A 16,762-nucleotide genomic window follows, 5' to 3' on the forward strand; every position below is an offset into this window, starting at 1 on the left:
GAGGGTACTTACTATGAAGACTTTCAAACAAGCATTTGAAGTCATCAAGGATGCTGAGAGATTTCACCTGGAAATGGCAGCTGTTTACGAGACCTTACTGGATAAATCAGAGGACTACCGAACCCAATTGCTATTAAAACACATGCTTGAGCATGAGCAGAGAATGGCGAAAAACCTGCAGAACTACAATGATGTAGCGCAAAATAAGGTGATGAAGACATGGCTGCAATACACCCATGAAGAAAGTGCCAATGACTTTATTCGCCGCCTCAATCTGAGTGATCCACCCACAATTCGTGAAATTAATAATATGGGACGAGAGGTAGATCGCTATTTCTCAGAACTCTATCAGGCGGTGTATGGGGCAATTGAGTCGATGGAGGTGAAAGAGGTGTTTGAAGACCTGAAACAAATACAAGATAAGGAAAGAATTACCTTATCTATGGCCACAAACTCACTGTGGGATATGTAAAAACCCCGCTACTTACAGCGGGATCTAATCGTCACATAATTCTGCAGTCGGCTAACCCGGCATTAAGAAACACCAGGTTAGCCAGCTACAAAATTCCAGCTACAGCTGGGATTACTTAGAACTCATACTGCGCTCTTACGTAGTACAGAGCTCCATTGAATCCCATAGGTGCTGTTTCCGGATATTCCGCTCCGGCAACACCGGACCAGGGATTTTTATCCGGATAGTTGTTGAATATGTTTTCCGCACCTGCGATCAAGGTCATGGAATCATTGAAGTCATAAGCAGCCTCAATATCTACTGTAAATTCATCACCGGCGTCGATGGGCAGACTATAGTCATCCAAATGTGCTTCCCAGTAACTACCGTAGTAGTTGAGTCGCACTAGGCCTCGCCAATTATCTCCTGTGTGATTAAAAGTGGCATTACCACGAACATTTGGCAATCCGTCTTCCAGCTGCCTAAGACGCATATCACTTATAGTCTCTTCCCTGAAATCAGTTACTTCAGTATCAGTCCAATTCCAAGCGAAACTAAGGTCCGTAGCATCGCCTACTGGATAGGTTGCTACTACGTCAACACCACGAGTTTTAGTGTCAAAATCATTAGTATAAAAGCGGAAAAAGGTTAAAGAGTCAGCGCCGCTGATACCATCAGCCACTAACTGAGCGCGTTCGTCATCGGTCAGCAATTGATCCGCTGACTGGGTAATCCTGTCATCCACAGAAATCTGGAAATAGTCAATTGTAATTTCCCAATCACCTGCTGAGAATATCGCCCCCAATGTAAAGCTATCAGATTCTTCCGGCTGTAACTGCGTTCCGCCTCTTAACTGAGCAATTGGGTTTGTTGGTGGGATAGTGCCCTTGTTCTCTAACTGGCCATTAGTAAAAGCTGTTGTTACATTGCTGATATTAGATTGTGCTGGAGTTGGTGCACGGAAGCCCGTACTCCATGTAGAGCGCAAGGCAATAGCATCATTGATTGTGTAATGACCTGACAGCTTATAATTAAAAGTATCGCCAAAATCAGAAAAATCTTCCCAACGCAAAGCTGCGCCTAATCGAAGATCATCATTTACTTCAAGCTCAAAGTCAGAGTAAATCGCTATATTGTCGCGGTCGAAAGTGCCTACAGTTTCGGGGCCAAAACCAGAAAAGCCATTAGACCCAATCAAGAAGCCTTGCTCTGCCAAATCGCCAATTTGCCAGGATGCGGTATCACCCTGTTTCACTTCAAATTCTTCTTCTCGCCATTCAAAGCCCGTCGCCATAAATAGCGGCAAGCCAGCAACTTCTGTACTCTTAGTCAAATCAATATTGAAATTGGTTTCAGTTTGAGCATAACCACCAGGGCTGAACTCAGTCGGAGTATCTGGGCCCAAAGTAGCGTTTACCGTATTATAAATATTGAAATCTACTTCGTTATGGCCTCTACTTGCACTTACATCGTAGCCAATCCCATTGGCAAATTCTCCCCGCATGCCGAAGACCACAGAGTAATCCTCAAGATCTCCACCGAATCTTGGCGTAAATCCTCCAGGGAATATTTCTGTATAAGAAAAACATTCTTCGAGATCATGTGCTTCCGACACACTCACGTTCTGACAATCATCAATACCGTTACTGGGATCTAAGTCACCAATTAGAGGATGGATGAATACTTCGTCGTCATCTATAACGCCATTGCCGTTTACGTCTGTCTTTTCCTCATACGTAAAAACCCCAGATCGGTTCTCGGGATTTCGGAAATAGAACCCTCCATCAGTAGAACGACTCGCGTAGTTACCAAAGGCATACAGCTCAGCGGTATCATTTATCTCTATGGCACTGTTAACAAAGAACTTGGTGTCGTCATTAACTTCTGGCTGGCCCCAGATCTGCGCAGGATTGGCAACATAGGTATTGCCATCTGCAATCAACTGGGCTGCATCGTCCCGCTGCACACTGCGGCTGGTAGAATCCTGCTCACGATACTCGAGGCTGACATTCACAAAACCAGAATCCGTCAGAGGCAGGCCGAAATTCGCCGCTATCGTACTCTGATCACCATCACCTTCAGCGGTAGTTGCATACTTGGCTTCAACCGTGCCGCCCTCAGCTGCATCCTTTAACTGAAAGTTGATAACGCCGGCAATCGCATCGGAGCCATATTGGGCTGCGGCACCGTCACGCAGGACCTCAACCTGTTTCAGAGCAATCGCCGGAATTGCAGAGATATCTGGCCCCTGGGCACCATCTGAAACACCACTTCCGAGGAAGGAAATGACGGCAGCGCGATGGCGACGCTTACCATTCACCAGAACCAGTGTGCTATCGGGTGGCAGTCCACGCAGGTTTGCAGGGCGAACAATTGAGGCAGCATCAGAAATTGGCTTTGCATTAACGTTGTAGGATGGAACAACGTTTCTAAGCAGGTTACTGAGATCTCCATCCCCCTGGTTTACAAATTCTTCTCCGGTCACGATATCGATGGGAGCGGAGGAATCTGTAGCGGAACGCCCTTCAACACGGGTACCGATTGTTATCACTTCCTCAAGGAGTGCATCTTCAGCAAAAGTGGGACTGCTTAGTGCAGCAATCGAAGCTGCCAGCAGAGAGGGAGCGCCACAGGCCGTAAGCCAGCGCTTCTTTTTTTCATTCATAGGAGAAATACCCTGTTTTAGTTATCTCTTATTTTCTTCCGAGCCAAATCAACCAGCTTTCACTTAAACCAATTTGTGCGTTACAGCAAAAATAAATTGGCTAATTAAGGTAGTGCTCCAGGAGATCAATAAAAATTTTTTACGCACTTGAAAGCTCGCTTATGCAGAGGGAGGTTACCACCAATACATTCACTGCAAGAAGTGTGACAACCAGAGAAAATGCCAGAAAAACTACAATTTGCAAGAACAAAAAAGGCAATTTTAAAAATTAAGAACGACTAAAAATGTAGATACTGACAAAACTGCCAAAAATAAAATAAATCTAATTAGATGATTAAATTAAATTTAATTACAAGAGGAAGCAAAATAGAGCGCACATACACAAGCAGGGTATATCCCAAATAATAACTTCTACAGAGGACAAATGAAACTTATTTGATGATTTGAGGTAAAAAAATAACCTTAGCCTACCGTAATAAACATGATAAATATCATTTCACAAACAAATACCGTGAAGATATTTTATCTTGTCAGCTCTAACTCACAGACAAACATCCACAGAAAACCCACTTAACAAAAGAGGTTAATACTAAAAAACTAACGAATATGGGACAAGCAAACCTAACAAGAGTAGATTTGTGTTATAAAAAAACCACCCACTGATACGCTTCGAAGCTAGTAGAGTGGCTTTAATAAACGTCACAGTGAACTATCAGTCTAACTTTTGGTTGACAAAGATATCTCTAAGTAAACCTAGCAACACTATTCAACAATCAAGTGCGAACTTTATTGCGGCTTGAGCGTGAATCTCTGTGGAGTTCATCAGGTGAGTAGAGGTATCCTCTTGCGAAAGCAACATGCAAATCTCTGTACACCCTAGGATCACACCTTCGGCACCTCGATTGGATAGCAAATCCACAATACGAATAAATTCCATTTTTGAACTGTTAAGGACTCTTCCCTTACAGAGCTCTTCGTAAATAACCCTGTGGACTATCTCTCTATCGCTGGGCTCCGGAATCAAAACCTCAATCCCATACTTTTCCTGCATATAGCCACGATAGAAATCTTGCTCCATAGTAAAAGCTGTCGCCAACAAGCCGACGGTCTTTATCCCTCTGTTCTTAAGTGCTTCAGCTGTAGCATCACCAATATGTAAAAAAGGTACATCAATAGTCTCGATAATATCTCCAGCTACTTTATGCATAGTATTAGTGCACAGTAAAATGCCCTCAACACCAGCTTTCTCCAGGCACATTGCCGCCTCAACCAATAGCTTACTCGCCTGAGCCCAATCACCCTCCATTTGTAATCGGGCTATTTTTTCAAAATCGACGCTATAAAGTAGAATTTCAGCCGAATGCAGCCCTCCTAACTTTTGAGCAATTCCTTCATTAATCAGGCGATAATAAATTGCTGTACTCTCCCAACTCATTCCACCCAAAAGGCCAATCTTCTTTATCTTTGAGTTCATCTAATATCCCTTAATACATGTTGCGAATACTAACATGAGAGAGTCGAAAGACTGATTGTAAATTGAGGGCATTCAGGAATAGCGACAACTTAATTCAAAGTACCAATTTATATAAAACCGGTATTCACTTATAAATTACATACGGACGTGATTTAATACTTTTCTTATTCTTAGTGAAAGATCAATAATCAGACACTTCTGTAGGATCAACCCGCATACAGGAAGCTATTAAGTTTCTCTTACTGAAGTTGTAACCGGACACGACACTCATCAAGTTTTCCCTTCCCAATAGCCGGTGGGTAATCTCACCAAGAGGCAATCCTTGCCGGTCCAATTCCCGTGCTTCAGTTGCAAGATTTAACAAATAATCATACTTGGCTTGTAAGCGGATTTTTCCTTTTTCTACAATCCCTCTATGAGGACAAAATATAATATCAAAATCATAGGTGAGCACTTTTTTGATACTGTGCATTAAAGTTGGAATACTTTCATCTTTACGCAATAGCTTTAACTTACTAGCTACATACAGATCAGCAGTGAATATCCACCCTCGATCCTGAACTAGATAACAGGTCATGTCTTTAGCATGCCCTGGTGCGGGGATAACAACTACCTTTTCGCCGGAGAACCTTAAATCTTCCGGTAGTGGCGCAGCTTCCGCACGCCCGGCCCTCCCCCAAATCAGCATCTGTATTGGCGGTATTCGAAAACCTCTCTTTAATATCTCTACTGTCGCCTTAGGGGCTCTTGGCTGTATACCAGTAAGCTTATAAATTGCGCCGGCGTTACCACTATGATCTTCGTGGTGATGGGTGAGGACTAATTGCCGAAAAGGTTTATTTTTTACAAACCACTTGACGTATTTCCACTGGTTACTGGGGCCGGCATCGATAATAGTGTCACCCAACCGATATACAATAAAGGTTGTATTGATACCAAAGTCGAAACGGCCGACCCTTTGCGCATCCAGATCTTGATAGTCAAAAGAATCAATAACCGACACGCCACTCTCCAGCGCAAGAGACAGACCTTTAAGGAATTATAGAAGCATATCTATAAGGGCTGTCCTCCCCGGCAATTGAGCAATTTTTACGCCAACCATCGCAGGCTCGGGGAAAGAGAGTTTGATATAAGCTTAAATACGACAAAGTGACATTAATGGTGACGAGCTACTTTGTCATTTTTAAACGCAACTGCAAACCCAACTTGGATGTGGCTCCAGTAGTGACCCAGGCAACGCGCCCGTCAGTGTCGACAATCAGCAAGGTTGGCGTCACTTTAACGCCCCATTGGGCACTTAAAACACCATATGGATCATTTAGAGAAGGAAAAGCAAGTTTGTGATTCCGCATATATTCAGTAACCACCTCTTCTGTTCCAGACTGCATCGCAACACCAACAACCTGGTAATCCCGAGACAGGTCAGTCACAGCGGGGGAAACTATCCGGCAATAGGGGCACCAGGTTGCCCAAAAATAAATTAATACTGGACCTTTAGAGTACATTTGCTTTAGGTCAATAAGATTTCCCTGCAGCGATTGCCCCTCTAACTGAGGGGCCTGGTTCTCAGGGATATCTCTTTGGTGGAAATAACCCACGGCAGTAACCATTAGTACCGCCAAGGTGATAAATATCAACGCCTGAACCAGGAAGCTATAACGAGCTTTTTCCACCCCAAATAAACTCCTTTAGTACTTCACACTACACCCATAAGCCCGCGACGAAGACTTGGGCACAGCCAGTCCCTTCAGTGAAGCATCCAGTGCTGCAGAAACATAATTGTGTGAACTGCCTATAACCGCAGGATTGGCTGAGTCATTATCATCAATGGCTCCAGCATATACGACTTCCCCCTGAGGATTAATGATAAACATATGTGGGGTAGTTTTAGCTCCATAAGCACGCCCCATAACTCCAGAGGTATCCAGTAAGAAGGGTACGCTTGCGCTGAGGTTATGACTCTGTGCAACTGCCATAGCCTGCTCTGGCTCCAAATAGCCCTGCTTTCCTTTAGCGGAAGAAATTACCGTGAGCCAATTTACTTTCTGTGCTGTATACCTTTTTTGTAGGGACTGCATATTACCACTGCCATAGTGTTTCCTGACATAAGGGCAATCTTTATTAAACCATTCAATAACCAACCATTGGCCTGTGTAATCGGAGAGATTGTGAGTTTTTCCAGCAGCATCCACTACTGAGAATTCTGGCGCTTTTTGTCCAGGAACGGCTGCTGCCAACACAACACTCGGCAACATCAGGAATAAAAGCAAAACTCCTCTAAGTATCGAATTATTCACGTTGAAAAGTAATTTCATAATTAACCATCCTCACTATTAACAGTTAAGTGCTTACTAAACAGTGCTGCAATTAAAGACTCTTGCAGCAGTGGTGGAAGTAACTCTGGTTTTTTCTCTCCTGCAGGATACCATGCATATACAGGTACAGAGTTCCTCCCTAAATCCTGCAAAGCTTGGGTAATTTCAGGGTTATAACGCGTCCAGTCGGCCCGAATTAGAAGCACGTTATTCTTTTTAAATAATGCTTGTACACTCGGGGTATCAAGCACCAGCTTTTTATTTACCTGGCAGGTAATACACCAGGCTGCGGTATAGTCGATAAACACAGGGCGCCCATTATCCAAGGCTTCCGTCAAAAGTGCCTTGTCATAACGATGCCAGTCATACGCCATTTCTGCAGGTTGCTCACCACCCTCCATACGGATTGCCGATAGAGATATCAGTAAAATAGCAGCGACACAAATCAGACCCGCTGCTCCCCCCTTTTTGGAAAAATTTTTTACTAGCCAGATTGCAAGAGTAACAACGAGCAACAGGCTTAAACCGGCCAACCAACCAGAGTCCCCAGCTAGGCGCCCTAAAATCCATAGTAGCCATATCACCGTTGCGTAAAGCGGAAATGCAAGAAACTGACGCAACTTCTCCATCCATGGACCTGGAGCTGGCAGATGCCTCAGTATTACAGGACTTGCACACATCAAAATAAATGGCGCAGCGAGCCCTAAACCGAGGCATAAGAAGATGAGTAGAGCCTGAAGTGGAGGAATCACCACCGCTGCCCCCAGAGCTGCTCCCATAAATGGACCGGTACAAGGGGCGGCAACAAAGACAGCTAAAACACCGGTGGTAAAGGAGCCACGGCTACTGGAACTAGCAAGCCCCATTAATCGGTACCCAAACTCCAAAAAGCCGCTAAAGGATAGGGCCATCAGCCAGAAGAGCATAATTAACCCAATTACCACAACCGGTGACTGAAGTTGAAAACCCCAGCCAACGGCCAACCCTCCCCAGCGTAGAGCCAATAAAGCAAGCCCCAGGGCAAGAAAAGTCACCATAATGCCGGCGCCATATAGGAAAGATTCACGCAAACGTTCGGCTGGACGATTACCACCGTTAATCAGTCCAAATAGCTTTATGGACAGCACCGGGAAAACACAGGGCATCAGATTCAATAGGATACCGGCAATAAATGCTGACAGGAGTAAAAGCCATATAGAGGTCGCGCTCTTCTCAATTTCCACTTGGGATAAGAGGGGGGCAGAGACTTTCCAGGCCCGGCTCGAGTCTGTAATCACAAAATCGCTGCTTTCAATAATCTCGGAACCTGGCAGACGCTTGAACTTGTAGAGGAGAGTTTCATCTTCGCGCTGAACTTCTGGCTCAGACGCAGAGTACAAGTCACCATTTATGGGGAAAATACTTGGTATTTCATCGCTACGATTCCCACTGAGCTGCAAAGTAATATGCTCACTACCTCGTGCTGAAATGGATACTGGTTGCCACGGGCTCTCACTTTCTCCCCCTGGAAGCCTGTTGGCAAAGTAATTCCTTAACGCCAGATCTGTAGCTGGCCAAGCCGCCTGCTCTGCAACCGGCCGTACAAGGCTCATAGTGGCAAAGCCCGGTATGCAATCCACTTTACAAACCAACCACTCCAGGTCCGCATGCAGGGTCACCTCTTGCGTGCGCTTATCTGGAAGGAGCTGGAACAGGTAGGCAACATTCCCGGAGTACCCTAGGTTAGTAAGATGCTCTACCCGGAGGCGCGTTGGGAATGGCCATTCGATCGGCCCTAATAAAGCGCCCTGAGCCTCCATATCAAACCGGGGAGCCGCCCCTGAATCTCCAGCATTACGCCAATACACATGCCATCCAGGATCTACCTCAAAGTAGAACCCAACCGTCTCTCTCATTCCTTGGCGAAATGTATCAGGTGCCAGCCAACGCACCTTGACGTGATCACCAGATGCCGTCTCCTGTGCTACAGGGAGACCCGCAACCAACAGTAACATCAAACAGCAGATGTTGATCAGCGTGGTCTTTATTTTCAATGTGATTCTCCTTCTCGCCTAATCAACTGGTACTCCCCCTTTGGGTCAGATACAAGTTACAACATTGGCCTCCCCCATCACAAAACGAAGTCTCACTATACTCCGATCATACCTAACCTAAAGAAGCGCCCAGAATGCCTGCCTTGCAGATAAGTGACGGCCGTATCCTTACTTATGATGACTATGGTGATCCAAATGGCTGGCCTGTGCTTTTCAATCATGGCTTCTCAGATTCGCGACTAATTCGCAATCCTGATAGAGACCTTACCGCATCTCTTGGCGTAAGAATCATCTCTGTAGATCAACCTGGTGTGGGGGGATCATCTCCCCATAGAGGCCGGCGAATGGTTGATTGGGGGGCAGATATCGAAGAACTGGTTAATCGTCTAAATATTGAGACATTTTCGGTAGTCGGCCATTCAGGTGGTGCCCCTCATGCACTTTCTATCGCTAACAAACTTCCCCACAGAGTCTCTAAAATTGCCCTTGCAGCCCCAGTTGCGCCACTGGACTACCCAGGAATGACTGACCTGCTAAAAAACCCGGATATCAGACTTATCGCAAAGATCCATCGTTGGCAATTTCTTACTCGTTGTCTGTGCCGATTAAGTGCATACCAAGCCAATAGCAATATACAAGATTATATTCAGCTCTTTGCAAAGAAAGACGCCTCTGATGCCGCACTGTTTATTCGAGACCCGGCACTTAAGAAAATGTTTGAAGAATCATTTTCTGCTGGAGCAACGCAGCATGGGGAGGGTTTTTTTGAAATGATAATGGCGCTTTGGGATTGGGGGTTTGATCCTCGTGAAATCACCACTTCCACCAAAATATTTTATGGTGACGCCGACGATATAATTGATATTAAAATGCCAGAATATCTCTCAAGTATCATGCCAAATAGCTCAACTCAAAGCTGGCACCAGCTGGGACACTATGCCTTTGTTAACAAGTACTGCTGGGTTGAGTTGCTCAAGTCAGCTCGCAAGTAAGCCTTGCGAACTTTACGAGCAACGCTTTTATCTAGCCATCAACAGGCAAAGCCTCTACTGCACTTACCGGAACCAGGCTTGAAATAAAATCCTCAGTGGCCACATCCCAGGAATAGGTCCTGGCATGAGTAACACAGTCCGATCGGTCCAATAATAGTGCCTTTTCTATGGCCACTTGCAGATTGCTATCCAACGCTCCAACAGGGGCATCACCAATGATATCTTTCGGACCTGTCACAGGGTAGGCGGCAACGGGCAAACCACAGGCTAAAGACTCAAGATTAACCAGACCAAAAGTGTCAGTTACCGAAGGAAATACAAAAACATCTGCAGCGCTGTAACATTCAGTTAAGTCCTTACCCTCTTTAATTCCCAGATATACCGCCTGTGGAAACTTCCTCTTTAATTCATTGAGTTGAGGACCATCCCCCACGATAACTTTTGTTCCCGGTAACTCAAGAGATAAAAACTTATCCAGCGATTTTTCCACTGCAACACGCCCTACATTGAGCATGATAGGTCGAGTTAGGCCCTCAAAAAGTTTTGTCTCAACCGGATGGAATTTTTCTAACTCTACGCCTCTTCGCCAGCGGGTGACACGGGCAATCCCCAAGGCTCGAGCTTCCGCTGCCATACCATCTGTAGTCACCATTGTTTGTGCTGCGGAATTATGAAAGCGACGCAGGAGACCGTGTAACCACTTCAGTGGAACTTTATAGCGAATCGATACATATTCAGAGAGACGGGATAGCCAAGATGTCGTAAAACGCAAATTATTCCGTTTGCAGTAGCCACGAACAGCCCACCCCACTGGACCTTCACTCATGATGTGAATAGCGTCCGGTGAAAAATCCTCAATAATTCGGGCAGCTTTCCCACCGGGAAATACTGCAATTTTCACCTCTTTATAGCCCGGCCAAGGGAAATTAGTAAAATCATTAGCAGAAACAATTTTTACTTGGTGTCCCCTTGCTATGAGTTCTTTCTCAGTTTTTTCCAGTACTCTGGAAACACCATTTAGTTGCTCCGGATAAGTATCCGTAGCAATCAAAATCTTCATATTTTGCACTCTTCAGCTATAGACATTAAACCTCACCTTCCACAGGCAGCCTTGATTTCATATAAAACCAGGACCATTGAAGTATAAAAAAATTACCACTTCGACACACAAGGGATTTTAGTTTGGTCACATCGATGTGAATATTTTTTGGCAATACCCTCAACTTCAGTGAGAAGATTATCATTCAGGGTTATAGGCTTGAGCCCCATCTCGATAAGCTGATCATTATTTACCAACAAATCATTTTCTGCTGATTCTTTTCTGGGGTTGTCCAAGTAGGCGATTCCTACCCCTGTCTTGCTGGAGATTATATTTGCTAGATCCCTGATACGATGCGTCTCTGTCATTTGATTCAGAATTTTGACTCTATCGCCTATCTCTGGAGGATTTTCAATAGCTAACTGAATACATTGACAGGTATCCTGAATATGAATAAATGCCCGCTTCTGGCCACCAGTGCCATGAACGGTAAGTGGGTAATTAATCGCCGCTTGCATCAGGAATCGATTGAGGACTGTTCCATAATCACCATCATAATCAAATCGATTAATCAGAGATTCATCCCTCTGTGTTTGTCGGGTCTGGGTACCCCAAACGATCCCTTGGTGTAAATCAGTGACACGTACCTGATCGTTCTTGTTATAGAAGGCAAATAACAATTGATCCTGAGCCTTTGTCATATGATAGATAGAACCTGGATTACTAGGGTAAAGAATCTCCTGTTCACTCAAATGCCCTTCAGTCTCTACCTGGATTTTTAAATATCCTTCGGGAATAGTGAGACCAGCTGTTCCATACCCGTATACACCCATAGTACCCAAGTGAATCAAATGTATATCCAATCCGCTTTCCACTATAGCCGCCATGACATCATTGGTAGCATTCAAGTTATTATCAAGTGTATAACGTCTATGCCGGACAGATTTCATCGAATAGGGTGCGGCACGCTGTTCAGCAAAATGTACAATCGCGTCTGGTTTTTCCTCTTTTAAGAGAGTGAGCAATCGATCAAAATCCTGTCCGAGGTTAATATAAACATGCCTGATGGACATACCGGAAACTTCACGCCATACACGAAGCCGCTCGGACAGGTGCCTGATTGGTGTCAATGAATCAACTTCAAGCTCAATATCAATTTTTCGCCGTGATAAGTTATCAACAATAATAACTTCATAACCCGCCTCTGAAAGGTGGAGAGATGTAGGCCAACCACAAAATCCATCACCTCCCAAAATCAATATTTTCCTCACCCTACCCCCTAAAAACTCTTAGGAATTTATACAATTCGAATACACTAATATTTTTATCAGCTTCGAATTAACCTACCTCATTCAAAAGTACCAACTGCCGTTAAACGAGGCCATACAGACAAATTTATTCGATTTTTTGTGACATTGTCGTGACAATCCATATCACTATCCATGTTCCTTGTACGCCACAATGAGAAAAAATGAACCACTCGTTTAAAATATCTCTCAGCAGCTTTGTAGTTGATAGTAAGTTGGGGGCTTCCTCGCCTACAGGCGCAATAATAGAACTATCTCATTGTTTCTATATTGAAATATATGGCGACAAAGATCTTTATCGCGCCATTCAAATGAATAGTGCGCCAATTTTACTTTAAGCCTAAATACATTGAGCACTCGAACGGAAACACTATTGTTTTAGACCGATCACTCTATCCCTCTATTAGAAAGGAAAATACGCCAATAATGTTTTCAATAAAGCTAAACTTTTTTGACAATCATACGGTTCAAATTAGTCGCCCCCCCAAAGCACCTTTCTGTAAGTAAGACAGCGATCAAATACCCTTCATCTCTGTGTCTACGCTCACAAGTACATGCTGAATTTTGATCTGGTATAGCGAACTGGCCACTCACCGAAGATAAGAAGCGTTTCCATAAACCCTATCAACAAAGGTGAAATTAAATTCCACAAACAGATGAGTTATTAGCCTACAAACCATGTGTCACCTGAAGACAATACGAATTCACAATTGGGGAATTCACTCTTAATCGAAAATAATTATAAGTTTTTCAAAATATCCATTGCCTTCAGTAACGTTAATAACCAGCACTTTTTCCTAAATCTAATGTCACAACCACCAGGAATAGGGACTTTCCGTGAAGCAGGAAAGCCTGTCACCGAAAGGCAAATATGCAAATACCTACCCTTTCAAAGGAACTTATTTATCACAAACGGCAACTAAAAAAGCCGAAAAACAAAAACATAGCCGCGTACTAGCGCGGTAGGTTATGGGCAAAATCGACACAATCGGGATCGCATTTTAGATCTTTAGGTCAGTTAATCTGAGCTTTAAAATCTGCTATCGCAATACTGTATCTCCCGTGGTCTTGACGCCTGCCATAAGTGGCAGAACAGGCACAGTTCTACCTATAAGAAGCTTGCAAGGATGCTGTTAAACCTTTACTGGATGCACTTTGCGAGATAAAAATGTTATTACCAAAATCTCTATCAATTTTTCCTTGTAGCACAACTGATAATCAGTTTTTTGGGGAATCGTGCTTAAAAGAAAAGTGGTCGAGTGTCTCCGCATCGAGTGCATTTTCGTAGAAGAACTCACCTTACGTCCGCTCAATATCAGTACCCGGAGATATAGCTGATGATACTTAAAAAACACCTATTGCCTGTCACTATGGCAATATCGGCTTTAACATTTAATGCCACTCCAGCGCTTGCCGACTTTGGTTCCAAGCACGATAAAAACCGAGTTCCCAAGCACGCAAGAAAAAACCAAAGACAGCAAAGAACCACTCCCTTCGACTTCAGTGAAGTCTTCGATACCGTACAGATATTGCATGCTGGAGCAATTGAAATTCACCTGGGTGGGCATTTGGAGCAATCTGATCTCGAATCCATGGAAACCCTGGAAGCCTATGTTCATGCTTTTGAGGAAGGCGATGAATTATTCGAGATGAATTACAACGCTCTCGACGGGGTCGGGGTCAATGTGGGCAACGGCAAAAGATTTACCAGCTTCCCAAGGCCCGACCTGAAAGGACCTAATGCATGGGCGAATGTCCTGCCCCATCGTGCGACAGGCCCCAACGGTGATTCCTGCATCAGCTGTCACAACGTACCGGTAGCCGATGGCGGTGGTGGCGTGAACGATAATGTGATTCGTATGGACCCTGAACGTAAGCAAAAAGGCTTTATCGAGCGCCAGTCGCCCCACCTGTTCGGTATGGGGGCTGTACAGTTGGTAGCGGAAGAAATGACTACCGAGCTGCACACTTTGCGGGATGAGGCTATCAGTGAGAGCTGCTCATCCGGCACAGATACGACTGTCGCACTAACCGCAAAAGGCGTTAGCTTTGGTGAGATCTCCGTCTCCTGTGATGAGGTCAACTACGATAATGTTGAAGGCCTTGACGCTGACCTGGTAGTCAGACCCTTTGAGTGGAAAGGCTTAACCGGATTTGTACGCGCATTCGTTCGTGGCGCGGCACACCAGGAGCTGGGCATGCAGGCCACTGAATTGGTCGGTGATGCAGACAGCGACTTTGATTCGATCACTAACGAGCTCAGCGTTGGTGACATTACCGCGTTAACTATCTACAACGCAGCACAGCCCCGCCCGGTGACAAAAATCGAGCTTAACAGCGTGATCGATTCCCTAACCGAGGAAGAGCAGGAGACTTACGGCTTACCACTAAGCGACGGAGAAATCGCCAGTATCGAAAATGGCGAAGAGCTATTTAGCTCTATTGGCTGCGCCTCTTGCCACTCCCCTGAGATGGAAGTTGCATCACCAGTCTTCTATGAACCCTCTCAGCACGCCAACTACCGCGATGAGACTTATCCCGCAGGCGATATAGCCGGCCTACCTAGCAGATCCCTGCAATTTAACTTGCTCACAGAGATCATGGATAACCCCCAGGAGCTTCCATCCGGACAAACGCTGGGACAGTTTGAGGAGTCGGAGAATGGCGGAGCAATAGTCCGCTTGTATGGCGACCTTAAGCGTCACGATATGGGCACAGCCATGGCCGAGGAAATTGATGAGGGCAATGTGGGAGCCTCTGTATTCCTCACCGAAAACCTCTGGGGCGTTGGCTCAACACCACCTTACTTACACGATGGACGCGCTACCACTATGACTGAGGCGATTGTCTATCACGGTGGTGAAGCTGAATCCAGCAAGGAACAGTTTGATGGGCTGAGTGACACTGAAAAGGCAGACCTGGTCAACTTCCTGGATAACCTGGTGCTCTATCTCGCGGAAGAATAAACGCAAGGTTAACTCCATAAACCTGAAGCGGGGCGGCCACAGGCTCGCCCCGCCTCTCTTTATCCCCTCCCTAATCGGGAATATTTCGCTTGTGCCATTCAGCCAGGGACTCTTCAGGGTAGCTTCCAAACATTTCGTCCCCCTCCCGTATATCTGGCTGCACCCAACTCGGAGCATAATCCAGCATCATGTGGCTACGCACTGGCGGTACCGGCAACTCAGAATCAATCGCAGAAACGAAGGGGTGTACCAGTTCTGGCCAGCGCGGGTCCCAAAGCCATAACGCACTGCCACACTTTGAACAAAAATGCCGCCGTGCCGGACTCTTCCCGCTACTTTCCCGACTTCGAATTCCAATTTCAGCCTGATAGACACTCAAAAACTCCTCGCCCTCCACTTTCAGGGTTTGGAAATCTGCCCCCAGGTTAATGGCAAAACCCCCTCCTCCAGCTGTCTTTCTGCATATTGAGCAATAACAGCGATTGAAGGGATAAGGTTGCCCGGAGTTCAAACTGAACTTAACCGATTGGCAGTGGCAAGATCCTTTGAGTTTCACAGTATTCCCCCAGACTTTTACCTTTCGTTCCGCAGGTGGTCAGAATGACGGTTTTACAAACCGCACAGATTCCTGTGCCATTTTTGTCGATGGCTGAAATTGCTACACAAATCATAAGTGTATCCGGGCTAAACTGATTCACCATCCACAATGAGACTCAGGGCGTCACACCAATGAATGAACCTATCAGGCATGATAAGTGGCAGGCTCAAGAGTACGTAAACGCCTCTGACATGCAGTGGCGCCACGCGATGGAAGCCATACATCGCTGCGATTATCGCCAGGCAGCCACTATTCTTGATGTGGGTTGTGGCGATGGCAAGGTGACCCGCTATTTAGCTGAGCGTATGACGAATGGCAGGATTATCGGTATTGATCTAACCGAGGATATGATTTGTTATGCCAATAAAAATTACGCCAATATACCCAACCTATCCTTCGAGCAAATGAGCGCAGACGAAATCCAGTTCGACTACAAATTCGACATTATTTTTTCTTTTAGTTGTTTACACTGGGTAGCGGACCAAGCTCAAGTCTGGAATAGTTTTTACAAATATTTAAAAGATAACGGTAAAGTAGTTTGTGGTTTTCAGGTTGATCATGAAAATTTCTGGGAGGCCGTATACGAGGAACAAGAAACAGCTACATGGAAACCCTACTTTGAGAAATTTCACGATCCATATAATCACTATACGCTAGAGGAAATGCGGAACTATGCCGAAGAGGCAGGTTTCTATTTACCCAGATTCGATGAAATCTACCATGTGGAAAACTTTCAAACCTGGGAAAAGCTCACCACCTTCTTTCTATCATGGGTTCCCCAATTCCGCCATCTAGGCCACCCAGAAAGAGAGCAGTTTGCCGACCAGGTAATGAACAAATACTATAAGAAAATCCACCCGGAAATGCGAAAGGATGCTGGAGTAAGAATCAAACGATTTATTATTGAGGCAGAGAAATAGAT

13 protein-coding genes are annotated in these 16,762 nt (G+C 45.2%); 4 read left to right on the plus strand and 9 right to left on the minus strand.

Features of this window, described 5'->3' with window-relative positions; translation table 11 throughout:
• The first annotated feature begins 13 nt into the window (after nucleotides 1-13).
• Nucleotides 14-472, plus strand: a complete 459-nt coding sequence (locus ACJJI5_RS19320) for a hypothetical protein (RefSeq protein ID WP_282934036.1) — start codon at nucleotides 14-16, stop codon at nucleotides 470-472.
• A gap of 115 nt (nucleotides 473-587) precedes the next feature.
• On the opposite strand, the gene ACJJI5_RS19325 is transcribed toward ACJJI5_RS19320, so the two are convergent.
• The 6 genes from ACJJI5_RS19325 to ACJJI5_RS19350 all read right to left on the minus strand — a co-directional run bounded on the left by ACJJI5_RS19325 (nucleotide 588) and on the right by ACJJI5_RS19350 (nucleotide 8,938).
• Entirely contained in the window at nucleotides 588-3,116 is a 2,529-nt protein-coding gene (locus tag ACJJI5_RS19325) for a TonB-dependent receptor plug domain-containing protein (protein WP_445354979.1), read from the minus strand.
• 766 nt (nucleotides 3,117-3,882) lie between these two features.
• The gene (locus tag ACJJI5_RS19330; RefSeq protein WP_445354980.1) at nucleotides 3,883-4,590 is read right to left on the minus strand and encodes an aspartate/glutamate racemase family protein; all 708 of its coding nucleotides are present in this window, start codon (nucleotides 4,588-4,590) and stop codon (nucleotides 3,883-3,885) included.
• Between the two features lie 181 nt (nucleotides 4,591-4,771).
• Entirely contained in the window at nucleotides 4,772-5,593 is an 822-nt protein-coding gene (locus tag ACJJI5_RS19335; protein WP_282934039.1) for an MBL fold metallo-hydrolase, read from the minus strand.
• Between the two features lie 166 nt (nucleotides 5,594-5,759).
• Complete coding sequence (locus ACJJI5_RS19340) at nucleotides 5,760-6,263, minus strand: protein disulfide oxidoreductase (protein ID WP_445354981.1); 504 nt, start codon at nucleotides 6,261-6,263, stop codon at nucleotides 5,760-5,762.
• Between the two features lie 15 nt (nucleotides 6,264-6,278).
• Nucleotides 6,279-6,905, minus strand: a complete 627-nt coding sequence (locus ACJJI5_RS19345; RefSeq protein ID WP_445354982.1) for a thioredoxin family protein — start codon at nucleotides 6,903-6,905, stop codon at nucleotides 6,279-6,281.
• A gap of 2 nt (nucleotides 6,906-6,907) precedes the next feature.
• Nucleotides 6,908-8,938 carry a protein-disulfide reductase DsbD family protein gene (locus ACJJI5_RS19350; protein ID WP_445354983.1) on the minus strand — a complete coding sequence of 677 codons (2,031 nt, stop codon included), beginning with the start codon at nucleotides 8,936-8,938 and terminating at the stop codon, nucleotides 6,908-6,910.
• 134 nt (nucleotides 8,939-9,072) lie between these two features.
• On the opposite strand from ACJJI5_RS19350, the gene ACJJI5_RS19355 reads away from it, so the two are divergent.
• Entirely contained in the window at nucleotides 9,073-9,930 is an 858-nt protein-coding gene (locus ACJJI5_RS19355; protein WP_444939856.1) for an alpha/beta hydrolase, read from the plus strand.
• 31 nt (nucleotides 9,931-9,961) lie between these two features.
• Here ACJJI5_RS19355 and ACJJI5_RS19360 read toward each other — a convergent pair whose 3' ends face one another.
• Together ACJJI5_RS19360 and ACJJI5_RS19365 are read right to left on the minus strand one after the other, a co-directional pair.
• Nucleotides 9,962-10,990: a glycosyltransferase family 4 protein gene (locus ACJJI5_RS19360; RefSeq protein ID WP_444906236.1), complete on the minus strand. Its 1,029-nt coding sequence runs from the start codon at nucleotides 10,988-10,990 to the stop codon at nucleotides 9,962-9,964.
• Nucleotides 10,991-11,082: 92 nt separating this feature from the next.
• On the minus strand, nucleotides 11,083-12,240 hold the full coding sequence (locus ACJJI5_RS19365; RefSeq protein WP_445354984.1) for an NAD-dependent epimerase/dehydratase family protein: 1,158 nt from the start codon (nucleotides 12,238-12,240) through the stop codon (nucleotides 11,083-11,085).
• Between the two features lie 1,373 nt (nucleotides 12,241-13,613).
• Between ACJJI5_RS19365 and ACJJI5_RS19370 the strand changes: the two genes are divergently transcribed.
• Entirely contained in the window at nucleotides 13,614-15,242 is a 1,629-nt protein-coding gene (locus tag ACJJI5_RS19370) for a di-heme oxidoredictase family protein (protein WP_445354985.1), read from the plus strand.
• A gap of 70 nt (nucleotides 15,243-15,312) precedes the next feature.
• Here ACJJI5_RS19370 and ACJJI5_RS19375 read toward each other — a convergent pair whose 3' ends face one another.
• Nucleotides 15,313-15,798: a GFA family protein gene (locus tag ACJJI5_RS19375; RefSeq protein ID WP_445354986.1), complete on the minus strand. Its 486-nt coding sequence runs from the start codon at nucleotides 15,796-15,798 to the stop codon at nucleotides 15,313-15,315.
• 173 nt (nucleotides 15,799-15,971) lie between these two features.
• Here ACJJI5_RS19375 and ACJJI5_RS19380 point away from each other — a divergent pair, with 173 nt between their 5' ends.
• Complete coding sequence (locus ACJJI5_RS19380) at nucleotides 15,972-16,760, plus strand: class I SAM-dependent methyltransferase (protein WP_445354987.1); 789 nt, start codon at nucleotides 15,972-15,974, stop codon at nucleotides 16,758-16,760.
• Nucleotides 16,761-16,762 lie beyond the last annotated feature (2 nt).

It is taken from the genome of Microbulbifer maximicatervae (SeqCode) (assembly GCF_052467955.1).

Excerpts from the sequence above, each read along its gene's own strand:
- ACJJI5_RS19330 (WP_445354980.1), bottom strand. The coding sequence starts at position 4,590 with ATGAACTCAAAGATAAAGAAGATTGGCCTTTTGGGTGGAATGAGTTGG.
- ACJJI5_RS19345 (WP_445354982.1), bottom strand. The coding sequence starts at position 6,905 with ATGAAATTACTTTTCAACGTGAATAATTCGATACTTAGAGGAGTTTTG.
- ACJJI5_RS19370 (WP_445354985.1), top strand. The coding sequence starts at position 13,614 with ATGATACTTAAAAAACACCTATTGCCTGTCACTATGGCAATATCGGCT.
- ACJJI5_RS19325 (WP_445354979.1), bottom strand. The coding sequence starts at position 3,116 with ATGAATGAAAAAAAGAAGCGCTGGCTTACGGCCTGTGGCGCTCCCTCT.
- ACJJI5_RS19355 (WP_444939856.1), top strand. The coding sequence starts at position 9,073 with ATGCCTGCCTTGCAGATAAGTGACGGCCGTATCCTTACTTATGATGAC.
- ACJJI5_RS19320 (WP_282934036.1), top strand. The coding sequence starts at position 14 with ATGAAGACTTTCAAACAAGCATTTGAAGTCATCAAGGATGCTGAGAGA.
- ACJJI5_RS19360 (WP_444906236.1), bottom strand. The coding sequence starts at position 10,990 with ATGAAGATTTTGATTGCTACGGATACTTATCCGGAGCAACTAAATGGT.
- ACJJI5_RS19380 (WP_445354987.1), top strand. The coding sequence starts at position 15,972 with ATGAATGAACCTATCAGGCATGATAAGTGGCAGGCTCAAGAGTACGTA.